Origin of the sequence: Streptomyces naganishii JCM 4654, from assembly GCF_014650575.1 — a bacterium.
Lineage (GTDB): Bacteria > Actinomycetota > Actinomycetes > Streptomycetales > Streptomycetaceae > Streptomyces > Streptomyces naganishii.
On sequence record NZ_BMVF01000025.1, the window covers coordinates 41,581 to 65,498 of the forward strand.

General features: G+C 69.4%; 14 protein-coding genes and 2 pseudogenes. 13 read left to right on the forward strand and 3 right to left on the reverse strand.

Features of this window, described 5'->3' with window-relative positions; genetic code table 11:
- Positions 1 to 32: 32 nt before the first annotated feature.
- The 3 genes and pseudogenes from IE217_RS31060 to IE217_RS34990 form a co-directional block, all read left to right on the forward strand.
- Positions 33 to 1,700, forward strand: a complete 1,668-nt coding sequence (locus IE217_RS31060; RefSeq protein ID WP_190181290.1) for a PucR family transcriptional regulator — start codon at positions 33 to 35, stop codon at positions 1,698 to 1,700.
- A gap of 264 nt (positions 1,701 to 1,964) precedes the next feature.
- Positions 1,965 to 3,221, forward strand: coding sequence for an MFS transporter (locus IE217_RS31065; RefSeq protein WP_229865716.1), 1,257 nt, complete (start codon positions 1,965 to 1,967; stop codon positions 3,219 to 3,221).
- A gap of 125 nt (positions 3,222 to 3,346) precedes the next feature.
- Positions 3,347 to 3,418: pseudogene (locus IE217_RS34990) on the forward strand (TraR/DksA C4-type zinc finger protein); the annotation flags it as partial.
- Positions 3,419 to 3,919: 501 nt separating this feature from the next.
- Here the strand turns inward: IE217_RS34990 and IE217_RS31075 are convergent.
- Complete coding sequence (locus tag IE217_RS31075) at positions 3,920 to 4,855, reverse strand: ADP-ribosylglycohydrolase family protein (protein ID WP_190181291.1); 936 nt, start codon at positions 4,853 to 4,855, stop codon at positions 3,920 to 3,922.
- A gap of 672 nt (positions 4,856 to 5,527) precedes the next feature.
- Between IE217_RS31075 and IE217_RS31080 the strand changes: the two genes are divergently transcribed.
- The 7 genes and pseudogenes from IE217_RS31080 to IE217_RS35005 all read left to right on the forward strand — a co-directional run bounded on the left by IE217_RS31080 (position 5,528) and on the right by IE217_RS35005 (position 14,599).
- On the forward strand, positions 5,528 to 6,469 hold the full coding sequence (locus IE217_RS31080) for an ABC transporter ATP-binding protein (protein ID WP_190181292.1): 942 nt from the start codon (positions 5,528 to 5,530) through the stop codon (positions 6,467 to 6,469).
- Positions 6,466 to 7,842 carry an ABC-2 transporter permease family protein gene (locus IE217_RS31085; RefSeq protein WP_190181293.1) on the forward strand — a complete coding sequence of 459 codons (1,377 nt, stop codon included), beginning with the start codon at positions 6,466 to 6,468 and terminating at the stop codon, positions 7,840 to 7,842. Before IE217_RS31080 ends, IE217_RS31085 begins: the two co-directional genes overlap by 4 nt.
- Before the next feature lie 4 nt (positions 7,843 to 7,846).
- Entirely contained in the window at positions 7,847 to 10,597 is a 2,751-nt protein-coding gene (locus IE217_RS31090; protein ID WP_190181294.1) for an alkaline phosphatase family protein, read from the forward strand.
- 548 nt (positions 10,598 to 11,145) lie between these two features.
- Positions 11,146 to 11,316 (forward strand): annotated as a pseudogene (locus IE217_RS35485) (IS5/IS1182 family transposase); the annotation flags it as partial.
- A 358-nt stretch (positions 11,317 to 11,674) separates the two neighbouring features.
- Positions 11,675 to 11,842, forward strand: a complete 168-nt coding sequence (locus IE217_RS31095; protein ID WP_190181295.1) for a hypothetical protein — start codon at positions 11,675 to 11,677, stop codon at positions 11,840 to 11,842.
- A 1,087-nt stretch (positions 11,843 to 12,929) separates the two neighbouring features.
- Positions 12,930 to 13,508, forward strand: a complete 579-nt coding sequence (locus IE217_RS31100) for a sigma-70 family RNA polymerase sigma factor (RefSeq protein WP_229865721.1) — start codon at positions 12,930 to 12,932, stop codon at positions 13,506 to 13,508.
- Positions 13,508 to 14,599, forward strand: coding sequence for a hypothetical protein (locus tag IE217_RS35005; RefSeq protein WP_229865723.1), 1,092 nt, complete (start codon positions 13,508 to 13,510; stop codon positions 14,597 to 14,599). Before IE217_RS31100 ends, IE217_RS35005 begins: the two co-directional genes overlap by 1 nt.
- Positions 14,600 to 14,730: 131 nt before the next feature.
- Here IE217_RS35005 and IE217_RS31110 read toward each other — a convergent pair whose 3' ends face one another.
- Both IE217_RS31110 and IE217_RS31115 read right to left on the reverse strand, forming a co-directional pair.
- On the reverse strand, positions 14,731 to 15,594 hold the full coding sequence (locus IE217_RS31110; protein WP_190181296.1) for a haloalkane dehalogenase: 864 nt from the start codon (positions 15,592 to 15,594) through the stop codon (positions 14,731 to 14,733).
- 46 nt (positions 15,595 to 15,640) lie between these two features.
- Entirely contained in the window at positions 15,641 to 16,459 is an 819-nt protein-coding gene (locus tag IE217_RS31115) for an SDR family oxidoreductase (RefSeq protein ID WP_190181297.1), read from the reverse strand.
- A 76-nt stretch (positions 16,460 to 16,535) separates the two neighbouring features.
- Here IE217_RS31115 and IE217_RS31120 point away from each other — a divergent pair, with 76 nt between their 5' ends.
- The 3 genes from IE217_RS31120 to IE217_RS31130 all read left to right on the forward strand — a co-directional run bounded on the left by IE217_RS31120 (position 16,536) and on the right by IE217_RS31130 (position 23,896).
- Positions 16,536 to 17,138 (forward strand): TetR/AcrR family transcriptional regulator, encoded by a 603-nt coding sequence (locus IE217_RS31120; protein ID WP_190181298.1) that lies wholly within the window; start codon positions 16,536 to 16,538, stop codon positions 17,136 to 17,138.
- Positions 17,139 to 17,342: 204 nt separating this feature from the next.
- Positions 17,343 to 20,144, forward strand: coding sequence for a SpoIIE family protein phosphatase (locus tag IE217_RS31125; RefSeq protein ID WP_190181299.1), 2,802 nt, complete (start codon positions 17,343 to 17,345; stop codon positions 20,142 to 20,144).
- A 2,183-nt stretch (positions 20,145 to 22,327) separates the two neighbouring features.
- The gene (locus IE217_RS31130) at positions 22,328 to 23,896 is read left to right on the forward strand and encodes a DUF4012 domain-containing protein (RefSeq protein WP_190181300.1); all 1,569 of its coding nucleotides are present in this window, start codon (positions 22,328 to 22,330) and stop codon (positions 23,894 to 23,896) included.
- Positions 23,897 to 23,918: the final 22 nt, after the last annotated feature.

Genomic DNA, 23,918 nt, shown 5'->3' on the forward strand with positions numbered 1-23,918 from the left:
TCGAGTGTGACCTTCAGATGGAGTTGGCGCCGATGCCTGGCAAGCCCCACACAAGTCTGGCGCGGGTGCTCGACGCCCTCGGGGACGTCCTGCTGGAACCGGTCGCAGGAACACGCAACCGGCCACAGCACCTCGACGGCGTCGTGATCCACGACCCGCTGGACACCTCGGAGCTCCCCGCGAGGGCCGTGGTTCTGGGCGTGTCCGTGCAGGAGCCGGCCGACATCGCCCGGCTGCTGCACGCATACGGCCGCCGGGGCGCGACCGCACTGGTCGTCCGGCAGCCGATCGAGACGACCCCCGAGGTCCTCAAGGCCGCCGATGACACGGGCGTGGCCCTGCTCGGTCTGGCCGCAGGGGCCTCCTGGGCCCATCTCGCTGCCATGCTCCGCACGCTCCTGACCGAGGGTGACGTCGGCGACGCCTCACCCCAGACCCTCGACGGAATACCGGCAGGAGACCTGTTCGCCGTGGCCAACGCGGTGGCCGCACTGCTGGACGCTCCACTGACCATCGAGGACCGCGCCTCACGGGTGCTCGCCTTCTCCGGCCGGCAGGACGAGGCCGATCAGGGCCGGATCAAGACGATCCTGGGCCGCCAAGTGCCCGAGCACTTCACCCGCGGCCTTGAACGCAACGGTGTGTTCGACCGGCTCTACCGTGACCCGGCGCCCATCTACATCGCCCCTGACACACAGGACTTCGAGATGGACATGCCGCGGGTGGCAGTCGCCGTCCGGGCCGGGGACGAGATCCTCGGCTCCATCTGGGTGGCCGTCGCGGGCCCGCTCGGCGAAGCCCGCACGCAGGCACTGACGGACGCCGCCGCAGTGGTGGCCCTTCATATGCTCCGGCTGCTGGCGGGCGCCGATGTCGAGCGCCGACTCAGGGCCGACCTGGTGAGCACGGTGCTGGAAGGTGGCACCGCCGCGCCCGAAGCACTGGCACGCCTTGGCCTGCTCGGCCGACCTGTGATCGTGCTGGCCATGGGACTGGGCGGCGCTTCCGAGACCGCGCCGGAAGAAGATGCCATCCGCATGGCGGACCGGCAAAGGCTTGCTGACGCGCTGTCAATGCACCTGAACGCGGTGCAGCCGCGTTCCGCAGTCGCGCTCGTGGGAGACATCGCCTACGCGATCGTCCCCATGCCAGGCGGCCAGGAAGACTACGCGGAACGCTCGCTGCGCATCACCTCAGCCTTCCTGGAGCGCACAGGACGCCACACGGGGGCAGCGATCGGCATCGGCTCGCCGGCCCAGGACGTCTCCGGGATCCGAAACGCACGCCAGGGGGCAGACCGAGCCCTGCGCGTCCTGCTCACAGCCGGCCACGGCCGCCGCGTCGCCACCATCGAGGACGTGCACATCGAAGCGCTCCTCCTCGAACTCGCCGACCTCTCCGCGGCCCGCAGCGATCGGACGACGGGCGCGGTCTCCCGGCTGCTTGCCTACGACGCACAACACCAGTCCCAGATGCTTCACACCCTGCGTTGCTGGCTCGACGCGTTCGGCGACGTGGCCGCCGCTTCAGCGATGGCACATGTCCACCCGAACACGTTCCGCTACCGTTTGCGCCGCCTGGCCGAGGTCGGCGCAATCGACCTGAACAGCCCGGATCAGCGCTTCGCCGCCATGCTGCAGCTGCGGCTGTTGCCACCCTCCACGGCAAGGGCCGGCCACTGGCCCGCGCCCGCCGAGTAGAGCGGCCACCCTCCCGCTCCCGGCTCACTCCGAACACCACCACGGGAGCGCTCGCCTGGCCGGGCCCGCGCAGGCGGAACGTCCAACGTCTGCACGCCGGCTTGGCGAAGCAGTGCCTCGGCCCCTGCGTCCTCGACAGCGTTCCCCCAAACGGCCCCGTCGGATCGGACGAAACGAGGCTCCTTCTGTCGTGTGCCTGCACGAGTCGGTGACGAACCGCACCGCCCTACGCTCCCCTCCACCAACAGAACGGAGGGACCATCCTTGCGCCCGAACAGCACACCCAGAACCGTCCTTCGCACAGAGAACACCACGCTCGCCCTGCTCATGGGCGGGTACGTCGTCGACTACATCGACCGCGTGATGATCGCGATCGCCCTGCCGCTGATCGGCAAGGAATTCGGACTCACCCGCACCGAACAGGGACTGGTCGTCTCCGCCTTCGCGATCGCCTACATGCTCGTACAGTTCCCTGCCGGCGTGCTCGCCGACCGGATCGGGTCCCGCCCGCTGCTGGTGGTGTCCTTGGCCGCGTGGTCAGTGTTCACCGCCGCGACGGGCCTCGCGCCCGGCTTGCTCGTGCTCCTGCTGCTACGGGTGCTGTTCGGCGTCTCGCAAGCGCTGTTCCCGGCAGCCTCGTTCAAGGCACTCACGGAACGAACCACACCCCGCACGCGCAGCCGCGGCGCCGGTCTCATGATCGCCTCGAACAGCCTCGGCGCCGGCCTGGGCCCGCTGATCGCCGCCCCGCTCGTCGTCATGACGGGCTGGCGCCACACCTTCTGGATCGTCGCTGCCGCCGGACTGGCCATCGGACTGGTCCTGTGGAAGCTGATGCCTCCACCGCTCCCTCGTGAACTCACCGAAGCCGACACCCACGCGGACACCCTGGCGGCAGCCCCGGTCACCCACGTACTGCGCAACGGACTGGTCCTGCGCTGCGCCGTCATGTTCGCCTGCTTCAACATGCTGGACTACGGAATGATCACCTGGGTCCCGTCGTACCTCGTCGAGACCAAGGGAATGTCCATGGTCGAGGCCGGCATATCCTCGGCCATCCCGCTCCTCGTCACGGCCGCCGCCGTAGTACTCGGAGGCCAACTGATGAGCCGCGGACTCGACGCCGATCCGCGGCGGCTGGTCGTCCCCGCCTTGCTGCTCTCCGCCTCGCTGCTGGTCGCCATGCTGCTCACCAACTCGACCACCGCCTTCACAGTCCTGCAGTCACTCGCAATGTTCGCGGCCGGCCTGGCCTCCATCGGAATCATCGGCATGCCCCTGCGCGCACTGTCCCGCGACGTCGTCGGCTCAGGTATGGGGGCGGTCAACACCGGCGGGCAGCTCGCAGGCGTACTTGCCCCGCTCATCATGGGCTGGCTCGCCGACCGTTCCGGCTTCGCGGCGGCGTTCGGGTTCCTGGCCCTGGCCACTGTCGTGGCGGCGAGCATCTCACTGACCACCCGCCCCAACCCCACCACCGAGAAGACAGCTTCACTGCATCCGTCCTCTCAAACTTCGTGATCACCGCCTGCGGGGAACAACGACGACCAGACAGACGCCGCCTCTAGTGCGCCTCTGCCTGTGGCGGCTGCTGAAGCCGCACGGGGGCGGACCCACCCCTTGGCTGACGTTACGAGGGCTGTGGGAAGCCGATCCCGACTCAACGCCTGGAGGTGCGCCCGGCGGCGCGCACCTGCGTACGCTGCGCCGCAGGATGAGGTTTGCCGTGTGCCGAACGCCGTCCGCGCACCCGTCTTCGAACGTGTGGGTGCCGACAATCCCGTCGCCCCTGCTGGGCTGAGTCGTCGGGGGTATGAACGATCACGTAACTTGAATCACTGCCGGATGTGGCGGCTGGACTGGCGAACTCCCGGCTGCCTGGATCTGGTCGGGCTGCAGCGGTGGCTGGTCGGACTGTCCCGCCCTGGGCTGGCCAGGTGCGGCCAGCGCCGGCCCGTTACCCGTCGCGGGGAACGGCGAACGCCTTGACAACGGTGGTGGGGGAGTTCCTACGGTTCGGTGCTTCGCACGGCCGGGTGCCGCCCGACAGAGCCGGGCTGCTGTCCCAGCCGAAGCTGCTGCGTTCACCCCGCCCGGCTTCGACACCGGCGCCGCCTCGGCCACGCCGGGCGAGACGCTGTTGCAGCCGCTCGAACGCAAGCCGACTTTCGTCCCACACCACCAGTTCACCGTTTATACGGGCTACCACGCCTGTCTCGTCAACGGCCACCTTCGAGGCGGTGTGCAAGGTGCAGCAGATCTTCCAGGTGCAGCACCCGTCCGTCGAATCCTGGGAGGGGGACATGGAGCGGCTGGGTCCAGTGCACGGGGATTGCGTCCAGCCCGTAATAGGCCCCCGCGAGGCCTCCGGTAACCGCGGCGACGGTGTCCGTGTCACCGCCGAGGTCGATCGCCGCGCGTATTGCGTCTTCGTAGCTGTTGGTGGTGCGCAGGGCCCAGACGGCGGAGCCCAGGCAGGGCCAGACGGCGCCGTTGAACTCGGTCGCCTGATCGGGGTGCCAGTCGGGCGCGAGGACGGTGGCGTAGCGGCCGCGGTGGTCGGGGTGGACAAGAGCGAGGATGTCCGGGAGTGCGGTGAGGGGGTCGGTGTCCTCGAACGTGACGCGGATGAGTTCGTGGAAGATCGCGGTTCCTTCCCAGGCCGCGCGGTCGCCGTGGGTGAGGGCGGCGATGCGGCGCGCGGCGTCCATGGTGGCTTCTTGGCCGGCGGCCGCGAAGTGGACTGCGGAGGTCGATGCCCGCATCAAGGAGCCGTTTCCCGCTGCTCGTTGGTTGACCTGGAAATGGATCGCGGCGGCGAGGTCCCAGGGCATGCCGTTGGTCAGGACGTCTTCGGTCTGCAGGCCGATGTCCTTGGGGTCTGATGCTGCCCACCGCTGGAAGCGGGCGAAGATGTCCGGAAGATCCAGTCCGCCCTGTTCCAGCAACGACTCTGCGACCAGGACGGCCATCTGCGTGTCGTCGGTGGCCTCGCCGGGGTCCCAGCCGCCGCCTCCGCGCATCTCACCACCGTCACCAGACGCGGGAAACCGCGCGGAGAACGCTCCTTGGGGTCCGAACTCGAAGGGTCCGCCCAGCGCGTCACCCACCGCTGAGCCGACGACCGCGCCAGCAGCCCGCTGTATCCGCTCCATCCGCGCAGGTTATCTGTGCCGCGCCGACGGCCGCGCGGCCCTTTTCCCGTCTTGGGCTCCCCGACCCATCGCCGACGAGCGTGTCTTGTCGTGGTGAGTTGGCACGGCTGTCGGAGGCCAATGTCCACCGGCTTCCGGCCGCATACTTCGCAACGAGGGTGGAGGACGTGAGTGGGCTGTTGCTCTCGAGCCAACGCTGCCCTGGAGCGGTTGCTGTGCGGTACTGCTCGGACCACGGGACGGTATGGGTGGGCGCGGCCGTGGCGGCCGTCGAGCTGATCAGGGCCGCTGATCAGGGCCGTGCCAAGAGGTCCGCTGGGCCTCGCCGCCACACCCGAGGACCGCCTGACCGCTGGCCGACTGCGGGCAGGCGAGCCCTGGTTCGAGAAGGCCTAGCCCGCCCTCCGCGCCTGGCTGGCCGGCACCGGCGAGTACGCCCCGGCGTTCACCCCTGGTAGCGAACACTATTCGCGATCGCAACTTCCGCATGGGTTCCGGGCGCCCCTGATCAAGTAAGTGCAAAAGCCGCTGGCCCAAGCATGGTTGACACCGTCCCGGTGACGGCGTCGCGAGTGCCAAGTCGTTTCGTGTTCCATCAACATTCAACTCCCCATCCCCTGAGCAGCGTGATCAGTCCCTAGGGTCCTTAAGGCTTTTGTAAGGAAGGGACCCATGGAACAACTCCTCGCAATCCGGGCTCGCGGCATCACGAAGAGTTTCGGTGACGTCGTCGCGCTCGACGGCATCGACCTCGATGTGACGCAGGGGCAGATCCACGGCCTGGTCGGACCGAACGGCGCCGGGAAGACGACGTTGCTCGGTCTTCTGCTGGGGCTCGCGGTTGCCGACGGCGGTCGCCTCGAGGTCCTGGGGACGCCGGTCGGGCGGGCGCTCGATGCCCCCGACGGTGTCGCCGGTTTCGTGGATGGTCCCGCTCTCTACCCGTCGCTGACCCCGCGGCAGAACCTCGCCGCGCTGGCCGCACTGCGCGGCCACGACGCGCGCACGGCGGGAATCGACGACGTACTCGCCGAGGTCGGCCTCACCGGCGTCGCCGACGACCGAGTCCGCGGCTTCTCCCTCGGAATGCGCCAGCGGCTCGGACTCGCCGCCGCCCTGCTGACCAGGCCCCGGCTGCTCGTGCTCGACGAACCGTCCAACGGCCTTGATCCGGCGGGAAAGAGGCACGTGCACGGTGTTCTCAACCGGCTTGCGGCCGACGGGACCGCCGTCGTCCTGTCGAGCCACAACATGGACGACCTCGAGGCGCTGTGCTCCGAGGTGACCATCGTCGCCACCGGACGCGTCGTCTTCTCCGGTCCGCTGAGCAAGCTGGCCACCGACAACCGTGAACTCGACTACCGGCTGCTCACCTCCGACCCGCAGGCCGCCCGCCGGATGGCCGACGACACGCCCGGGGTCCGGATCGTCGACGACGCCGGCGTACGCCAGGACGCCGAACTGCTCGTCGTCCGCGCCATGGTGCCCGCCCTCGACGACCTCGTGGTGCGGCTCGTGGACGAGGGCGTCGCGCTGCGCGAGCTCACTCCCGTGGTGTCGCCGCTCGAAGCCGCATTTCTCGCTCTCACCGAGCAGCAGGAGGCCGGCCGATGACCGCGACCCTAACCCAGAGCGCGGAACACGAACACGAGCCCGTGACCCGCGGCCGTCGCGTCCCCGTCACCCGCGCCTGTCGCTTCGAACTCGTCAAGCTCGTCTCCCAGTGGCGCATCCGCCTGCTGGTCCTCGCCTGCTGGATCGCTCCCGCCCTCTTCGTCGCCGGCGTGAGCCAGCAGAGCACGCTCCCCGTGGACACCCTCTTCGGGCGCTGGATGCACGCCACTGGCTGGGCAGGGCCGCTGGTGGTGCTCGGCTTCGCGGGCACCTGGGCGCTCCCGCTGCTGACGTCGGTGGTCGCAGGCGATGTGTTCGCCTCCGAGGACCGGCTGGGCACCTGGCGCCACCTGTTGGTGGCGGTCCGATCGCCTAGACGGATCTTCGCGGCGAAGGCACTGGCCAGCCTCACCGTCATCCTGGTGCTCGTGGCCGGGCTGGCCTGCTCCAGCGCGATCGGCGGCCTCCTGACGGTGGGCAGCCGTCCGCTGGTCGGCCTCGACGGCCACCTGCTGTCGCCGGAGGACGCCGCGCTCAAGGTCCTGCTCGCCTGGGTGTGTGCACTCGCCCCAACGCTGGCCCTCGCCGGCATCGGACTGCTCGGCTCCGTCATGCTGGGCCGCTCCCCGATGGGGCTGCTGCTGCCCGCGCTCGTCGCCATCATCATGCAGGTCACGCAGATACTGCCCCTGCCTGTGGCGGTGCGGCTGGCACTGCCGGGTTACGCCTTCATCTCCTGGAACGGCCTGTTCACCAGCCCCACGCAGCTCGCACCGCTGCTGATCGCCATCGCGGTCAGCCTCGCGTGGGCGGTCCTTGCGACCGTGCTGGCCTATGTGCTGTTCCAGCGGCGGGACTTCACCAATCTCGCCTACGACGGTTCCGGGCGCCACGCGCTCACCGTCGGGCTGCTGCCCCTGGTGGGGGTGACCACCCTCAGCATCGCGGCAGTAGCCGTATCCACATCTTCCATGGGTTCCGGGATCGAGCAGGGCAAGGTGCAGCGCTCCGTCGCAACAGCCTTCGCCCACCTCTATCGCATGCAGACCGACCAACTGCATCGCCCCGCCGTCACGGAGGCGCAACTGCGCACCACGGCGACATGCGCCAAAAGCGCGGGCAAGGGAGCACAGGAGGGCGCAGGCAACAACTGGCGGTGCGCCGTCAGTTGGCATCTGCCAGGCATCGCAGTCACGGGGACGGCGATTTACCAGATCGACATCACCTCAGACGGGCGGTTCGTGGCCGACGGCGACGGTCCCAAGGAAGTGAACGGCTACTTCCTGCTGCGGACATCGACCGGAGACGCCCCGAATCCGCTCTGGCAGTTCGACGGCAACGTCGAACTGCTCGACACCTCCTCGAAGGGATAGTTCCATGCAGGTTGCACGACAGCGCCGGGTTCAGCAGAGGGAGCAGGTCAACCTCTTCGGCAGACTTGTCGGTCGTCGGACCATGATGGTGACCGCCGGTATCGCGGTCGCCCTCGGTGTCACCGGCACGGCGGTCGCCTCGACGGCACAGTTCGGCACCCAGCAGGTCGGCCAGGTCACCGACCACGGCACCGTCGTCTCCGACGACCAGTACATCAAGCCCTACGGTGACCGTACGGTCATCAACTCCGGCAAGATCATGTCGTCGGTGGTCAGCCCGGACGGCAAGCACCTGGCCGCCTCGGTCACCGACGGCGACTCCGCCCTGGTGATCATGGACCTCGCCACCGGCAAGGTCGCGCAGAAGATCGGCACCAACACGGCCGACGACCTGCGCATCAGCAGCAGCGCTGTGGGCCAGGAAGGTCCGACCTACTCGCCCGACGGCAAGTCGCTGTGGCTGGGCCAGGCGACCGGCTACACCAAGTTCACCGTCAACGCCGACGGCACCCTGGCCAACCCGGTCGCCGTGAACATCCCGACGGTCAGCGGCCACCAGGCCCTCGTGGGCGCCGCGGTGTTCTCCGCCGACGGCTCCACCGTGTACGGCGCGGTCAACGGCCAGAACAAGGTCGTCGCCATCGACGCCGCCACCGGCACCGTCAAGGCGACCTGGACCACCGGCACCGCCCCGCGTGGCCTGGCGCTGGTCGGCGGCAAGCTGTATGTCTCCAACGAGGGCGGCCGTCCGGCCAAGGACGGCGAGACCACCATCAACTCGTACGGCACCCAGGTCCCGGCCGACCGGGAGACCGGCGCCGCCACCACCGGCACCGTCAGCGTGATCAACACCGCCGACGCCTCCGCCGCCGTGGGCACCATCGACGTCGGTCTGCACCCGACCGCCGTGTACGCGAAGAACGGCGTGCTGTTCGTCACCAACACCTCCGACAACAGCGTCTCCGTCATCGACACCAAGAGCGACAAGGTCGTCCAGACCATCTCCGCCCAGCCGTGGGCCGAGTCCTCGGTCGGCTACGAGCCCAACGCCGTCACCCTCACCGACAACGGCCGTCTGCTGGTGACCCTGGGCCGCGCCAACGCCGTCGCGGTCTACCGCTACTCGGATGCGGCGACGCCCGCCCGCTACGTCGGCCTGCTCCCGACGGACTACTTCCCCTCGGAGATCGCCCAGGTCGGTGGGAAGATCGTCGTCTCCAACACCCGTGGCATAGACGCCCGCCGTAACCCCTCCAAGCACGGCACCCACGACACCACGTCCAGCCTGACCACGTTCACCCTGCCGAGCGACGACGAGATCAAGTCGTACACGCCCAAGGTGTTCCGGATGAACGGCTGGAGCGGCGACTCGCTCAAGTTGTCCAAGAACAAGGGCAACGTGCCCGCGGTGCCGGTCCCGGCGCGCCTCGGCGACCCGTCGACGATCAAGCACGTCTTCTACCTGGTCAAGGAGAACCGCACCTACGACCAGGTCTACGGCGACATCCCGCAGGGCAACGGAGACCCCTCGCTGACCCAGTTCGGCGAGAACGTCACGCCCAACCAGCACGCACTGGCCAAGCAGTTCGGCCTGTACGACAACTTCTACGACATGGGCACGAACTCCGCCGAGGGCCACAACTGGCTGAACCAGGCGGACAACCCGGAGTACACCGAGTCCTCCGCCGGTGAGTACACGCGCTCCTACGACACCGAGGACGACGTTCTCGGCCACCAGAAGTCCGGCTTCATCTGGACCGGTGCCAAGGCGGCCGGCAAGTCGGTCAAGGACTACGGCGAGTTCCAGACGCTGGAGCAGAAGCCGTCGGGTGCGAGCTGGCAGAACCTGTACTGCGACAGCAAGGACATGGCCGCGACCGGCTCGCCGACCAAGTACCCCATCCAGACGGGTTCGGCGATCCCTTCGCTCAACGACGTCTCGGTGCAGGGCTTCCCGAAGTTCGACACCAGCGTACCGGACGTCTACAAGGAGCAGATCTGGGAGCAGGACTTCAAGAAGAACGGTCCTGCTGACCTGAACATGTTCTGGTACTCCAACGACCACACCGGTGGCCCGGCGAACTCCGCCGCCCAGGTCGCCGACAACGACCTCGCGGTCGGCCGCATGGTCGACACGATCACGCACAGCAAGTACTGGAAGGACTCGGCGATCTTCATCGTCGAGGACGACTCCCAGGCCGGCAAGGACCACGTTGACGGCCACCGCGCGCCGGTCCAGATCATCAGCCCGTACGCCAACCACGGCACGGTCGACAGCCACTACTACTCGCAGGTCACGATGGTCCGCACCATCGAGCAGATCCTCGGCATCCACCCGATGAACCAGCTCGACACCGCGGCCACCCCGATGGCCGGCGCGTTCACGAACAAGCCCGACTTCACGCCGTTCAACGCTGTGGCCAACCGCACCTCACTGACCCTCGGCGTGAGCCCGGCCCCGTCCTGTGGTGTGGACACCCCCGCCCCGCAGAACCCGGCGGCGGCGCCCGCGCCCACGACGACGGCCGTCCCGTCGGCGCAGCGGCCGCTGGCCGACGAGTGGAAGAAGTGGCTCTCCAAGCAGCGTCTGACCGGCGACAACGCCGTGCCGGACTACGCCAACAACGAGCAGATGGACCGCTACACCTGGTACGACACCCACAACTTCGACAAGCCCTACCCGGGTGACAAGAAGATGTACGCGCCCAAGGACGTCCCCGGCGCCAACCTCCCGTCCGCGGAGAACGACGGCTGACGCAGTAGACCAATCGGCCTAGCCTGACCGTCGTCAAAGGGCCCCTGCCCGGCATCCGCCGGCCAGGGGCCTCCGGCCGTTCGGGAGTGCCGAAGAGCAACTGGTCGCGCCAGGCACTCGAAGCCGCCGGCTGGAAGCCATAGCAGGTCACCCCGTTCGCTCGGCAGGACCACGGACTGCCGCTGTGCAGGGGACCGGTCGTCTTCAGGGCCTGAACTGACAAGCGGCGACCGTCCACGCGGTGCCGCGCCCTCGGGGCGGACGGTCGCCTACGTGTCTGGATCCAGCCTGGACGAGTTGTGCGAGCAGTTCGGATGCAGCCCCCACACCCCTTCGAGCCATTCGGAAGAGCCGCGGCGTGGTCCTGCGCCCGAACCGCCGCCGTCACATCCTCGCTGGTGAGTCTTCACCGCCCTGGTGGCCCAGGCCGACGCGGACGAGGACCTCGACTGGGCCGTCCCGGTCGACTCCACGATCGTGCGGGCTCACCAGCGCGCGGTCGGGGCCCCCAGAAGGGGGCCCCGACCGGCGAACCGGACGACCATGCCCTCGGCCGGTCCCGGGGCGGGCTGACCATGAAGATCCACCTCGCTTCCGATGCCCGCTGTCGGCCGGTGGCGTTCGTTCTCACCGCCGGACAAGCCGGTGACGCACCCGCCTTCGCCGATGTCATGGGCCGCCTGCGCGTTCCCCGTCGGCGAGGATGGCCCCGCACACGCCGCGTGCGTCCTGGTATGGGCCGCGTCGGCCGCCTGGACGGGCTGGCAGGCGCCGGGAAGCCGGCAGATGTGGATATCCGTCCTGCTCCTCGCTGTTTTCACCGGCCTCCTCGTCACCGCCGCCCTCTTCCTGCGGAGTCTTCAAGCTCCGGGTACCGGCTGTCCCGCGCATCACACCGCTTCCCGCAAAACCGCACGCCCCGGTCACGCCCACGCCTGACCGCTTGTCAGCGGCAGCTGTGGTCCGGCAGTTGCCGGCTTGCCCGGGGCGTCCTCCCGAGACTGAGCTTTCGGCGTCTGTTCAGGCGATGTCAGGGCATACGGGCTTCACCCACCCTTGTGAGAGGAGCTCAATGCCATGCTCGGCATAGTCGCGGCGGTGCTGTTCTTCGTGTCGTTTCTGATCAACGCCGCGGACCTCAGTACGAATCATGTGTTTTCCTCGACGAACGTGATGCTGCTGGGGCTGACTGCTCTGGCCCTGCATGCGGCCGGGATCGGCGCCGGGTGGTCCCGGAGACGTTGATCCACGCCCTGTCTCCTCGGGCTCGGTGACAGCTCGTCACCGAGCCCGAGGTGCGTCTTCGATCCTCGACCCGGCGGCTCGAGAAGGGGGAAGCAACACGAGATCTACGCCCGCCTCGTCCGCCAACTGAACGCCGTCCCCCGAGGTAGGCTGACGCTGCCGCGCACCGCGGCCCGCCTGGAACGCAGCCCCTACAGGCTGGCCTTCACCGCCCTCGCCGCCAACAACCTTCGCCATGGCCCTGTACCTGCCGTACGAGACCTTCGGTCCCGCCCTGCCCGCAGGCGCCCGCTCCGCCGCGGTGGTGTGGGGCGCTCGCACAGCGCGTCTTCAAGGAGTACCCCGGCGCCATGCGCCGGGCCGGACACCGAAGCGCCGACGCCCTGTGCGACGCGATGCTGGACGGCCGCTCCGGCATCACGTTCACCAAGGACGAGTACGCCGGCGCCTGGAACCACGTACCCCCACCGTGGCCACCGCGTCCCGCCGCCCATCCCCGAACTCCTCGGCCCCTCGCCGCCCTGGACACCACCCCGGCCGTCCACACCAGCGAGGAGTTCCGCACCGTCCTGGCCGCCGGCCGGCGCCGGGCCTTCACCGCGAACACCATCTTCCGGGACAACACCTGGCGCGAGCGCGACCGACAAGGCACGCCGCGCGGCACTGCCCAGGCGGTCGCACGTGCGCCTCCAGGATGTCTCTTGGCGCGCGGCGAGGCGGGCGGCAGGAGCGGTCGCGGCTCTGCCGGTTCGAGTCCAGAGTTCACGATCATGCCCTCTCCGGACTCTTACTGGGTGACGGGCTTCGCGGAAGACGCGGGGCCGAGACACCTGAAGAGGACACGCATGGACTCTGCCACGACGACTCTTGCCTCGCTGATCACAGCGAACGCCTGTGCCCTGACGGCCCTCTGGCTGCGCTTACGCTGGCGCACCCGTGGCGAAGAGGTTCGGCGGCAGTCCCTGCTGGGCGTAACTGAGGCGGTGCCACCAGGCGTTCGGATGGAGCTGGATGACCAGAGCCATGATGGACACCGCATTCGCATGAAAATCACCCGTACCCCGGCTCGCGAGGGAACTGCGGCAGAGTGAGCGACCAAGACCCCCTGGACGGCACCGACCTGCCGAGTGCACCCGCCGCTCGTCGGAAGGATCTCGAGGGAGGCCGCGCCGCGCCCCTCCGGCAGGTGGAAAAAGAATTCTCTGCCTTCTACCGTGAAAATACCCGGCAACTCGTTGGTTTTCTGATCAATCAGGGGGCCGCGGTCTCTGCCGCAGCTGACATTGTTCAGGACACCATGCTCAAGGCGTATGAGCACTGGAACCATCTTCGGGAACCTCGGGCCTGGGCGCACACCGTCGCGTCCCGGGAACTGGCCCGGAGGATCGCATCCGTCGAGGAGAACCCGGTCGAGCAGATCCCCGAACCGACCTCGCTGCTCTCTGATCCGGATGCAATCGCGGAATGGGAGGACCGCTACGACTTGTTGCCGCTGCTGCGTAGCTTGCCACCTCGGCAACGGCAGGTCCTGGCTTGGACTCTCGACGGCTTCACGCCCGGCGATATCGCCGCGCAGCTACGGATCACATCGGAGGCCGTGCGAAGCAATCTTCGGAAGGCACGTCGCGCCGCAGCGGCCTACTTGAAAGCGCGAGAGGGGGAATAGTGACCCACCGCGGCGAGCCCGAATTCCACGACCGGACTGCCGACCGCCTTCTCAGCCAGTACGGAGGCGACCTGGCCGCCCGCCTGGACGACGCCCTGGATGTCGAGGCCGGCCTGCGAGAGGCGCTGCTGCAGGTCCGCCACGACGCAGCGGTGGATCGTCTCGGCTGGGTGCTCGACGTGGAGGCAGGTCTGAGGGCAGTCCTCCCACCCCTGCCTCCGTCCTCCCACACGTCCACTCGCTCAGCCCGTCGGGGCGACGACAACCGGTTCGCCTGGCCGGTCGGTGCGTCAGACCGCTTGTCACTGCGCACGAACCCGCATGTCGCGACGGCCTACCGTGCCCTCACCCGCGACATCGTGGTGGACGGTGAGTACCTGACCGGTGATGACGCACGTGACCTGGACCTGGATCTGGTCCGTGCCCTCGCCCACGACTTGGACCACGCCTTCACCCTCGGCGTGGACGCCGAGCGCGATCGCGGCGGCGATTTCCGACGTGGTCTGGAGCGCGTGCGCTCCCTCAACCTGGCTCTCCGCCTCGACCTCGAGCGCGGTACCGGCCGCAACCACAACGGAAACCGCGACCATCCCCATGCCATCGCGCGCGATCTCGACCGCGTCCGCGCCATGATCCGCGTCCTCGACCGCATCCGTGCTCGCAGCCGCCGTCAAGGTGCTTCCCTCGGACTCCTGCTTGATCGCGCCCACTCTCGCGCCCGCGACCTCGAACTGGCCCTCGGTCGCGCCGGCTCGGACCGCGTTCTCACCTCTACCATCGTCAACATCCGAGTTCACGAAGTTGCACGAGCCATCGGTATGGTGCTGGACCGGGTAGCGCCCGCGCTCGACCTGGACTCCGTGCACGCGTTCATCAACGACTTCACCACCGCTGATCTCCGGGCCGTCGACCTCGACGGCCTCGACCTCGCTGGAGTGCGGTGGTCGGAAACCGGAACCCGGTGGCCTGCGGCGGTGGATGTCGAAGAACTCAAGAGCCGCTCGGAGGAGACTCCTCCCTGCAGCGGGATCTGGGTAGTTCGATCTGGCACTGCGACCGTGCGAGGTCTTCCCGTCGACATGGGATCGTGAATCGATCACCACCGCCCGCAGCACTCTGGTCACCGGGTGAGTCGCTCGCAGGCCGCGGGCCCGCAGCGGTCAAGGGTTCTTGTTCACGTGCCGCGTCGGGCGACCCACACCGGGATCTCGGCAACTCACCGTCACTGACGCAGCCCGTGCCGGTCCACCCACGCGGAGATCGCCGCGGCGATCTCGGCAGGGTGGTCCTCCGGGGTGTGGTGCCCGGCCGGGACGTCATGGCGCTCGATCTCCAGGGCGGCCATGTGCTGCGCGCACCATGCGACGAGGCCGGGGCCCATCATGGTGCCCGGGCCGGGCGCGAAGTCGATCAGCAGCTTGGGGACGTCCGCGCTGCTCGCGAGCCACGCGTCGTACGCCTCGACGCGGGCAACGACATCGGCGGGCTCGCCCGCCAGGGGCATGGCTCGCGGCCACTGCAGCAGCGGTCGGCGGCTCTCCCGGGTCGGGTAGGGCCGGAGGTAGGCCTCCAGGTCGACGGTGTCGAGGGGGGTGGCGACGGTGTCGGGCAGCCCCTTCTCGATCATGAGGTTGTCGTCGAGGATCATGGCCTCTCCCACTGCCTCCGTCTTGATGGCCCGGAACAGCTCGCGGCCGTCCTCGGGGAACTCCTCCCAGGTCATCGGTTTGACGATGGTCTCGGTGAAGGCGATGCCTCGGACCCGGCCGGGGTGGCGGGCGGCGAAGTCGAAGGCGAGCGCGCCGCCCCAGTCGTGCCCGACCAGGACGACGCCGTCGAGGCCGAGCGCGTCGAACCAGGCGTCGAGGTAGCGGGTGTGGTCGTCGAAGGTGTAGTCGATGTCGGGTTTGCCGGACTCGCCCATGCCGATGAGATCGGGAGCGAGCAGGCGGCCCCGGCCGACGGCCGGCAGAACGTTCCGCCACAGATGTGAGGAGGTGGGGTTGCCGTGCAGGAAGACGATCGGCGCGCCGGAGCCGAGCGCGCGATAGTCGATCGTCGAGTCGAGGACGGGGGTGGTCGGCATGAGGATTCTCCCGGAAGTGTGTCGAGGGGACGTGCAACCCGCCGGATCAGCGGAAGGCGGCGGTGCTGCGGGAGGCCCACTCCGCGAAGGGGCGAGGCGCACGGCCCAGGACCCGCTCGACGTCGGGGCTCACCCGGCGCTCGGCGCGCAGCGGCTCTCCGAGGATGGCGAGGGTGCCTTCCACCACCGGTTCGGGCATGAACGCGAGCATCTGCTCCCGGGCTTCTTCGCGGGTCTGCTCCACGAAGCGGACCGGCTCGCCGAGCGCGGCGCCGATCGCCGCGGCCCGCTCGCGCGGGGTGGTCGGAGCGGGGCCGGTGAGCTCGTACACGGCACCGGCGTGGCCGGGCTGCAGCAGCGCGGCGGCGGCGACCTCCGCGACGTCCGCCGGGTCGACCATCGGCAGGCCGACGTCGCCGAACGGCGCGGCGGCCACCCGGTCGGCGCGGATCGCCCCGGCCCAGGCGAAGGCGTTGGAGTTCAGCCCGCCGCAGCGCAGCACGGTCCAGTCGAGACCGGAGCCACGGAGCGCGGTCTCGAAGGCGGCGGGGTGGCGGTAGGCGTCCGGGCGGGTGGCGACGCCCAGGGAGGAGACGAGGACGACGCGGCGGACGCCGGCCGCCCTCGCGGCGTCGACGACGCCCTGCGGGTCGTCGCCGGCCACCAACAGGAACAGTGCGTCGGCGCCGTCGAGCGCGGGGCGCAGACTGCCGGGGTCAGCGAGGTCGGCCCGCACATGGGGCACGCCGACGGGGAGGTCGCGCGCCTCGCCCCGCGAAACCGCGGTCACCGCCTCGCCGCCCTCGGCGAGGATGCGGACCAGTTCTCGGCCGACGTTTCCGGTGGCTCCGGTCACTGTGATCATGAAAGGCTCCAATAAGTTAGTTGGCTGACTTACTGCGACGGTAGCACGTCCCGAGAGGGGATCTATAGTTGGTCAGGTGACTGACTCAGCGAATCCCGGGGCGCGGGCAGCCGACAAGCGCCGACGGCTCACCGCCGCGGCAGCGCAAGTCCTGTACGAGCAGGGCGTCGAGCGCACCACCCTCGCCGACATCGCACGGGCGGCCGACGTCCCCGTCGGCAACGTCTACTACTACTTCAAAACCAAGGACGAACTGGTCCGGGCCGCTCTGTCCGAGCACAGCACGCATCTGGACGAACTCATCGCCTCGCTGGAACAGTTGCCCGACCCCCGCGACCGCCTCAAGGTCCTGATCGAAGCCTGGGTCAGCCGACGCGACGCCGCGGCCCGCTATGGCTGCCCCACCGGAACCCTGGCCGTCGAACTCGACAAGCGTGCCGACGGCACCCTCGATGTGGAGGCCGGCGCCGTGATCCGGCGGCTGCTCGACTGGGCCGGGCACCAGTTCCGCGCCTTGGCTCTGCCCGACCCGGACGACCTCGCCCTCACCCTCGTCTCCGCTTACCAGGGCATGTCTCTTCTGGCCAACGCCCTGCGCGACCCGGACGTCATGACCCGAGAGGGCACCCGCCTCCTCGGCTGGCTCGACTCCCTCAAGGCTCCCGACCGGAGTCCCTGACGGGGCCACGCGGAGGCGACGTGGTGGGTCGTACACCGAGCGATCCCCGCAGGGGCGGGACCGGCCGGCTCACCACCGCGGGCTGCGCTGCCGTATCCGTTCCGGACGTGGGCCCGGGGGAGCTACTGCGTGGGTCGGCCTCGGCACTGCCGGAAGGACAGCGCCGTCCGGTCGACATTGACGGGTGGGTGCTATGAAGGGTGTATGGAGGTTTCTTCCGGGCGCCCTCGGAGCCCGGAACGTCATCCGCTCACCGGACACCCGCGGCGGCGCCGGGGCTTCCTGCTGAACGTGCACAGTGCGGCCGGCCAGGTGTTCCTGCTCCAGGTCGCCATCGTGGTCGTGCTGGTCCTGGCCGCGGTGGCGGCCATGGTGTTCCAGACGGCGCGGGACGCGGTGCAGCGGGGCCGCCGTGAGTCGGTCGTCGCGGCCCAGTCGTTCGCGAGTGCCCCCGGCACGGCGGCGGCACTGCAGAGCCGCCACCCGACGGCGGTGCTCCAGCCGCGGGCCGAGGAGGCGCGCAAGCGCACGGGCGTCGACTTCATCGTCGCCATGAACACGCAAGGCATCCGCTACACGTATCCCTATCCGCAGGAGATAGGAAAGAAGTTCGTCGGCACCATCGCGCCGGCGGTGAACGGCCGGACCGTGATCGAGCAGGCCGGCGGGCCGCCCCTGCCCGCGGGCGGGGGCACGGACGTGCAGGCCGTGGTCCCGGTGACCGACTCGCGCGGCAAGGTGGTCGGTCTGGTCTCCGCCGGAATCACGGTCAGGAACGTATCGGCACTGTGGCTGCCCCAGCTGCCGATCATCCTGGGCAGCGGGGCCGCCGCGCTGGGGATGGCCACAGCCGGGACGACGCTGGTGGCGCGGCGGTTGCGCCGGCAGACGCGAGGCCTGGCCCCGGAGGAGCTGGCGAGCCTGTACGAGCACCACGACGCGGTGCTGCACTCGGTACGCGAAGGGGTGCTGATCACCAGCGCCGACGGGCGGCTCCTGCTGGTCAACGACGAGGCCAGACGGTTGGTGGACCTGCCGGCCGATGTCGAAGGACGTCCGGTACGGGAACTGGGGCTGCCAGAGTCTGTCATGTGTCTGCTGTCGTCGTCGGAGGAGGTCACCGACGAGGTGCATCTCGTCGGTGACCGGTTGCTGACGGTCAACAGGCGGCCGACGCATGGGCACGGCGGCCTGGGAGGCAATGTCGTGACCCTGCGGGACACCACGGAGCTGGCGGCGGTCTCGGGGCGGGCGGAGGCCGCGCGGGAGCGGTTGATGCTGCTGTACGAGGCCGGGGTGGGGATCGGCACCACGCTGGACGTGGAGCGCACTGCCCAGGAGTTGGCCGACGTCGCGGCGCCGCGGTTCGCCGACCTGGTGACGGTGGACCTCCTGGACGCGGTGACGCGCGGGTGGGAACCGACGGCGGAGGGCTGGCGGAACCTGCGCCGGGCGGCCGTCGGCGGTGAGCAGCGGTCGATTCCGGTGTGCCCGCCGGGCGAGGTGGTCACGTTCTCGAGCCGGGCGCCGCAGTTGCGCGCGCTGCAGGAGCGGCGGGGCATGCTGGAGACGGATCTGAGACAGGCGCACGACTGGTGGGAACAGGGCCCGGAGCGCGCCCGGAAGGCCGCGGAGCACAGCTTGCGTTCACTGGTCACCGTACCGCTGCGGGCGCGCGATGTACCGCTGGGCGTGGCGAACTTCTACCGGGCAGCGGACTCCCCGGCATTTCAGCCGGACGACCTCTCCTTCGCGGAGGAACTGGCCGCGCGAGCGGCCACCGCCATCGACAACGCCCGCAGGTTCACCCGGGAGCACGCGATGGCGGTGACCTTGCAGCGCAGCCTGCTGCCGCGGGCCCAGCCGGACCAGGACACACTGCAGGTGGCCTGGCGGTATCTGCCCGCGGAGGCGGGGGTGGGCGGGGACTGGTTCGATGTCATCCCCCTTGCCGGAATGCGGGTCGCACTGGTCATGGGCGACGTCGTGGGGCACGGCCTGCAAGCGGCGGCGACCATGGGGCGGCTGCGCACCGCGGTGCACAACTTTTCCACTCTGGACCTCCCCGTCGACGAGGTGCTGGGGAACCTGGACGATCTCGTCATCCGCATGGGCGAGGAGGAGAGGGCGGGCGATGCGGCGGACGGCCATGAGGGGATGGGTGTGACCGGGGCGACATGTCTCTACGCGGTCTACGACCCGGTTGCGGGGACGTGCACGATGGCCCGGGCGGGGCACCCGGAGCCGGTGGCAGTGTGGCCGGACGGGACGGTGGCCTGTCCCGGCGTTCCGGCCTCGCCGCCGCTCGGTCTGGGTGGTCACCCCTTCGAGACCGCCGAGATCGCGCTGCCGGAGGGTTCACAGCTGGTGCTGTACACCGACGGACTGGTGGACGAACGCGCCCACGACATCGACGTGGGCATGGAGCGGCTGCGAAACGCCCTGGCCGGCTCGGGGGGCCGCGCTCCGGAGGAGACGTGCCAGGCGGTGATCGATGCGCTGAAGCCGTCGCACGCCTCCGACGACGTCGCACTGCTGGTGGCGTGCACCCGGGTGCTCCCGTCCTCGCACGTGGCGCAGTGGGCTGTACCACCGGACCCGGCGGCGGTCCCCGAGGTGCGCGAGCGGTGCAGGCGGACGTTGCGTGAGTGGGGGCTGGGGGAGGCCGGCTTCGCCACCGAGCTGATCCTCAGCGAGTTGGTCACGAACGCGATCCGGTACGGCTCGCCTCCGGTCGGCGTGCGGCTCCTGCGTGGGCGCTGCCTCGTCTGCGAGGTGTCGGACGGCAGCGGAACCTCCCCGCGTCTGCGGCGGGCGGCGACAACGGACGAGGGCGGGCGTGGGCTGTTCCTGGTGGCGCAGTTCGCTCAGCGGTGGGGAACGCGGTACACGACCCACGGCAAGGTCATCTGGACTGAGCAACTCCTCGTCGACGGCACGCCCGCCGCCACGAGCCACGCGCCGGTCGACTTCCTCCTCGACCAGTTCGACGACCTGGAAACGTGAACGCGTGTGGTCCACGGGGGCGCCTCACCCTGAGCGGACGGCCCGTAACGCCCGAGGGTGGCACACCTTTCCCCCGCCCCGCGCGAGGTCGCTTGGGTGCTGCGGCCCGGCGGCACCTTCGTGTACACCGCCCGCCACACTGGCGACGCTCACCGCGGCACCGGCAGCCCGCGGGGACGACATCTTCGAACACGGTGGATCCGCTCGCCTCATGGCTGCCGTGGACGGTTGCTCAGTGCTCTTGCGCAGGGCCGTTGGGGGCAGAATGGGCCGCGCAGCCGTCGGTGTCATCGAGGGCGGAGTCCGGGACTGCGGCGGCGTGCCAGGACGGCACGTAGGGGAGAGGAAGCGGCGGCACCTGCCAGCCGGCAGCGGCCCATTGAACGAACCGGTAGGCACCTGCCCCGGCGGGACGAACAGATGGTCCGTCTCGAACGGCATGTGAAGGACCTCGTCGCCTCCCATGGCACGGTCGAGGGCCGGAAAATGCTGCACCGGTACGCGACGTCGCATCTCCTGCGTCGGCTTCGCCGACGCAGCCGCGGCAAAGAGATTACGCACTACCGGCTCGCGAGCGCACGGCAACATCTGCCGGCGGCCGTCCACCTCCTGGACTGGCTCGAAGAGGAGAATCTGACCCTTCCAACCTGCCGTCAGGCCGACCTTGAACGCTGGATGACCAGCGACGATGTCCGCCATCGCCGGGGGCAGGACACTTCGTGCGCTGGGCCCTGTCCCAGAACATCACCGGCGACCTCAGCTTCCCTGCCGAGCGATGGAACGGACCCTCCCAGGCCATGGTCGACGAGGCCCGCTGGAACACCGCCCGAGCCTGCTGCACGACGACACTCTCAAGCCTGAAGACCGCCTGTGGAGACGGACGGAGCCGTTCGCATCCGCCTCGGCGTCGTGCCGGTCGAGCTTCCCGCACCCGTCGCTGACCTGGCCCGTCAGCAGGTCGCGGCCCGCCGCAGCCATGCCGTTCTCGGCCGGACAGAGTCACACTGGCTGTTCCCCGGCGGCCGGCTCGGCCGGCCGATCGGTGCCTGGTCCATGGGCGAGAGGCTCCGCAAACTCGGCATCCGGCTTGCGGAAGCCCGCTCTACCGCCCTGTTCCAGCTCGCCACCGAGCATCCTCGCCAAGTGCGAATGGATCAAGGATACCGGGTACCGCACCCAAGGTGATCGGCCATGGCGCCTGCCGCGGGATCGGTGTGGAAGTTGTCCAGCGTGATGCCGGTGTCGAGGGCTTGGTTGTGGTCTCGCGGCGTTGGGTCGTGGAGTGGTTCTTGGACCGGCTCGTGCACTGCCGCTGTTTGGCCCGTGCCTGCGGAAGTCCGCGCTCACCGGTTCGGAGCCGTTTTCTTTGTGGTTGGGAAGGTGTGGGGGGTGGTTTTTGGGGTGGATGTGGGTCTGGTCCGGGGTTGTTGGTGGGGTGGGGTGGGGTGGGGTGGGGGGGGTGGGGGGTGTTGGGCATTGCGGTGATTTCGGGTGGGTGTGGGTTGGTGGGTGCTTTGGGGGTGTATAGGGGGAGCAGTGGTGGATGGGTGGTGTCGAGGTGAGGCGTTTTCTGCTGGGCTGTTGGAGGTGGTTGGGGTGTTCGGGCGGGGTCCGTTCGGGTGGGGTCTGCCGGTGTGTTGTGCGCTGTTGCTGTGGGTGCTGTGGGTGCTGTGGGGTTAGTGGATCGTCGATGAGAGTTTTGTGGAGGTGCTCGGCGCTGTGCTGGGATTGCTGGGCTCGAGGGTTGTGGCGGTTTTCGGTGGGGTTGTGGGGGTGGTGCCGGGCTGGTTTGGAGGTGTGGTGACTGTGGCGGGGACACGGTTGGCTTGTGGTGCCGGCGGGGGGTGCTGGTGTTTGTCGGGTTTCGGTGTGCTGGTGCGGGGTGGGGCTGAGGGTCTGTCATGTCGTGGGTGAAGGGCGCGCTTGCTGCTGGTTTTCGTCTGTGCGCTCTGGGAGTTTTCCTGCGGTGCCGTCGCCGTCGCCGTGGTGTCGGGTTTGTGTTGTGGGTGGTTGTGGGTGTTGTCCTTGCTGGGGTGGGCTGGGTTGTGGTCACCGGTTTGTGGGCTGGTGTGGAGGTGGCCGCGGTCCGGAGCGATTTGGGAACGTTGCGCAGTTCGTTGGCGGCGGCGCCTGGAAACCGGGGCGGGGGCCGCAGGGAAGTCGCTGAGGGTACGGTTCGTTCGGTGGCGGTCGGGGCGCACCGCGCGCACTGGCTGACGACAGGTCCGGCGTGGTACGTGGCAGCGCATCTGCCGGGGATCGGTGGTCCTTTTCGCAGTGTGCGCGGGACGGCCCAGGCCCTGGACCGGTTGTCGGGAGACGTGCTGCCGGTGGTGGTGCGGACGGTGGGTCAGCTCACCGCCGGTGCCGGTGCCGGCCCGGTCGGTCTTTCCCGGCTGCGCAGTGCTTTTCCGGACCTGGAGCGCGCCGCACGTGAGGTGGCTGTGGCCCGGGCGGAGGTGGCCGGGCTGCCGCGGCGGACCTGGCTGCCTGCCGTGGACCGTGCTCGGAGTCGGTTTCTGGGCGGGCTGGACCGGATGGCGCCGGCCATGGACAACGTTGCTGCCGGTGCCCGTCTGCTGCCCGGGATGATGGGGGAGTACGGCCGGCGGCGTTATCTCCTGGTGTTCCAGAATCCCGCGGAGGCGCGTGGAACGGGTGGGATGCCCGGTGCTTATGCCGTGCTGACGGCTGACAAAGGCCGCCTGGCACTGCCGGAGTTCGGGCGGGACACCGATATGGCGACGGCCCGTCCGGGCATCGGTCTCGGTTCCGAGTTCGCTGCCATGTACGGGCCGTACGACTCGCTGGGCACCTGGCCCAATTCGAACATGAGCCCTCATGTTCCCTACGCTGCGCGTATTTGGTCTGCGGCATGGCGTGCGAAGAGCGGGCAGAGCGTTGACGGCGTACTGTCGCTGGATCCGGGGGCGCTGGCCACACTGCTGAAGGCTGTGGGGCCGGCACGCACCGCGGACGGTCTCCTCGTCACGGCCGGGAACGTGGTCGATCTGACCGAGCGGGCCAACTACGTCATGTATCGCGACCCCGTCAGGCGGAAGGCGTTCCTGTTGGATGTGGCCCGCGCTGCGGCCGGCCGGATGCTGGGCGCCGTGGGGGATGCCCGGCGGCGTCCCGCCTTGCTGCATGGCCTGTACGAAGTGCTGGCGGGCGGGCAGATGACCGCATGGAGTGCTCACGCGGAGGAGGAGAAGGAGCTGGCGGCTCGCCCGGTCGGTGGTTCGGTGCCGCAGGGGGCGGAGCCCTATGCGGCAGTGGTGGTCAACAACGCTGCGGGCACGAAGCTGGATTACTACCTTGACCGCTCGCTGGAGTGGTCCTCCGGTCGCTGTACTGCCGCCGGCCGTGAGGTCACCGCCAGGGTGACCCTGGCGAACCGGGCTCCCTCTGCGGGCCTTCCCGCCTACGTCACCGCCCGGCTGGACAAGCCTGCTCATGCGACCCGCGACGGCGACAACCGCCTCCTGGTCTCCTACTTCGCGACCGCATCGGCACGACTGGTTGAGGCGAGCATCGGCGGCAAGCGCGTCCTGGCGGCCCCGGGGACCGAGCGGGGACACCCGGTCTACACGCTCGACGTCGAAGTGCCCGCTGGTGAGAGCCGCACCGTGACGCTGCACTTGCTGGAGCCTGTGTCCGATCGGGCGCCTGCAGTGCTGCGTCAGCGACTGGCCCGCCCGATGCGGGTGATGGTGAGCCGCGGCGCGGGGTGCACGGGAGACCGGGGGTAGGGCGCACCGGGTGGGGTGAGGC

Excerpts from the sequence above, each read along its gene's own strand:
- IE217_RS31060 (WP_190181290.1), top strand. The coding sequence starts at position 33 with ATGCCTGGCAAGCCCCACACAAGTCTGGCGCGGGTGCTCGACGCCCTC.
- IE217_RS31075 (WP_190181291.1), bottom strand. The coding sequence starts at position 4,855 with ATGGAGCGGATACAGCGGGCTGCTGGCGCGGTCGTCGGCTCAGCGGTG.
- IE217_RS31095 (WP_190181295.1), top strand. The coding sequence starts at position 11,675 with ATGCTCGGCATAGTCGCGGCGGTGCTGTTCTTCGTGTCGTTTCTGATC.
- IE217_RS31110 (WP_190181296.1), bottom strand. The coding sequence starts at position 15,594 with ATGCCGACCACCCCCGTCCTCGACTCGACGATCGACTATCGCGCGCTC.
- IE217_RS31125 (WP_190181299.1), top strand. The coding sequence starts at position 17,343 with ATGGAGGTTTCTTCCGGGCGCCCTCGGAGCCCGGAACGTCATCCGCTC.
- IE217_RS31085 (WP_190181293.1), top strand. The coding sequence starts at position 6,466 with ATGACCGCGACCCTAACCCAGAGCGCGGAACACGAACACGAGCCCGTG.
- IE217_RS31080 (WP_190181292.1), top strand. The coding sequence starts at position 5,528 with ATGGAACAACTCCTCGCAATCCGGGCTCGCGGCATCACGAAGAGTTTC.
- IE217_RS31115 (WP_190181297.1), bottom strand. The coding sequence starts at position 16,459 with ATGATCACAGTGACCGGAGCCACCGGAAACGTCGGCCGAGAACTGGTC.
- IE217_RS31090 (WP_190181294.1), top strand. The coding sequence starts at position 7,847 with ATGCAGGTTGCACGACAGCGCCGGGTTCAGCAGAGGGAGCAGGTCAAC.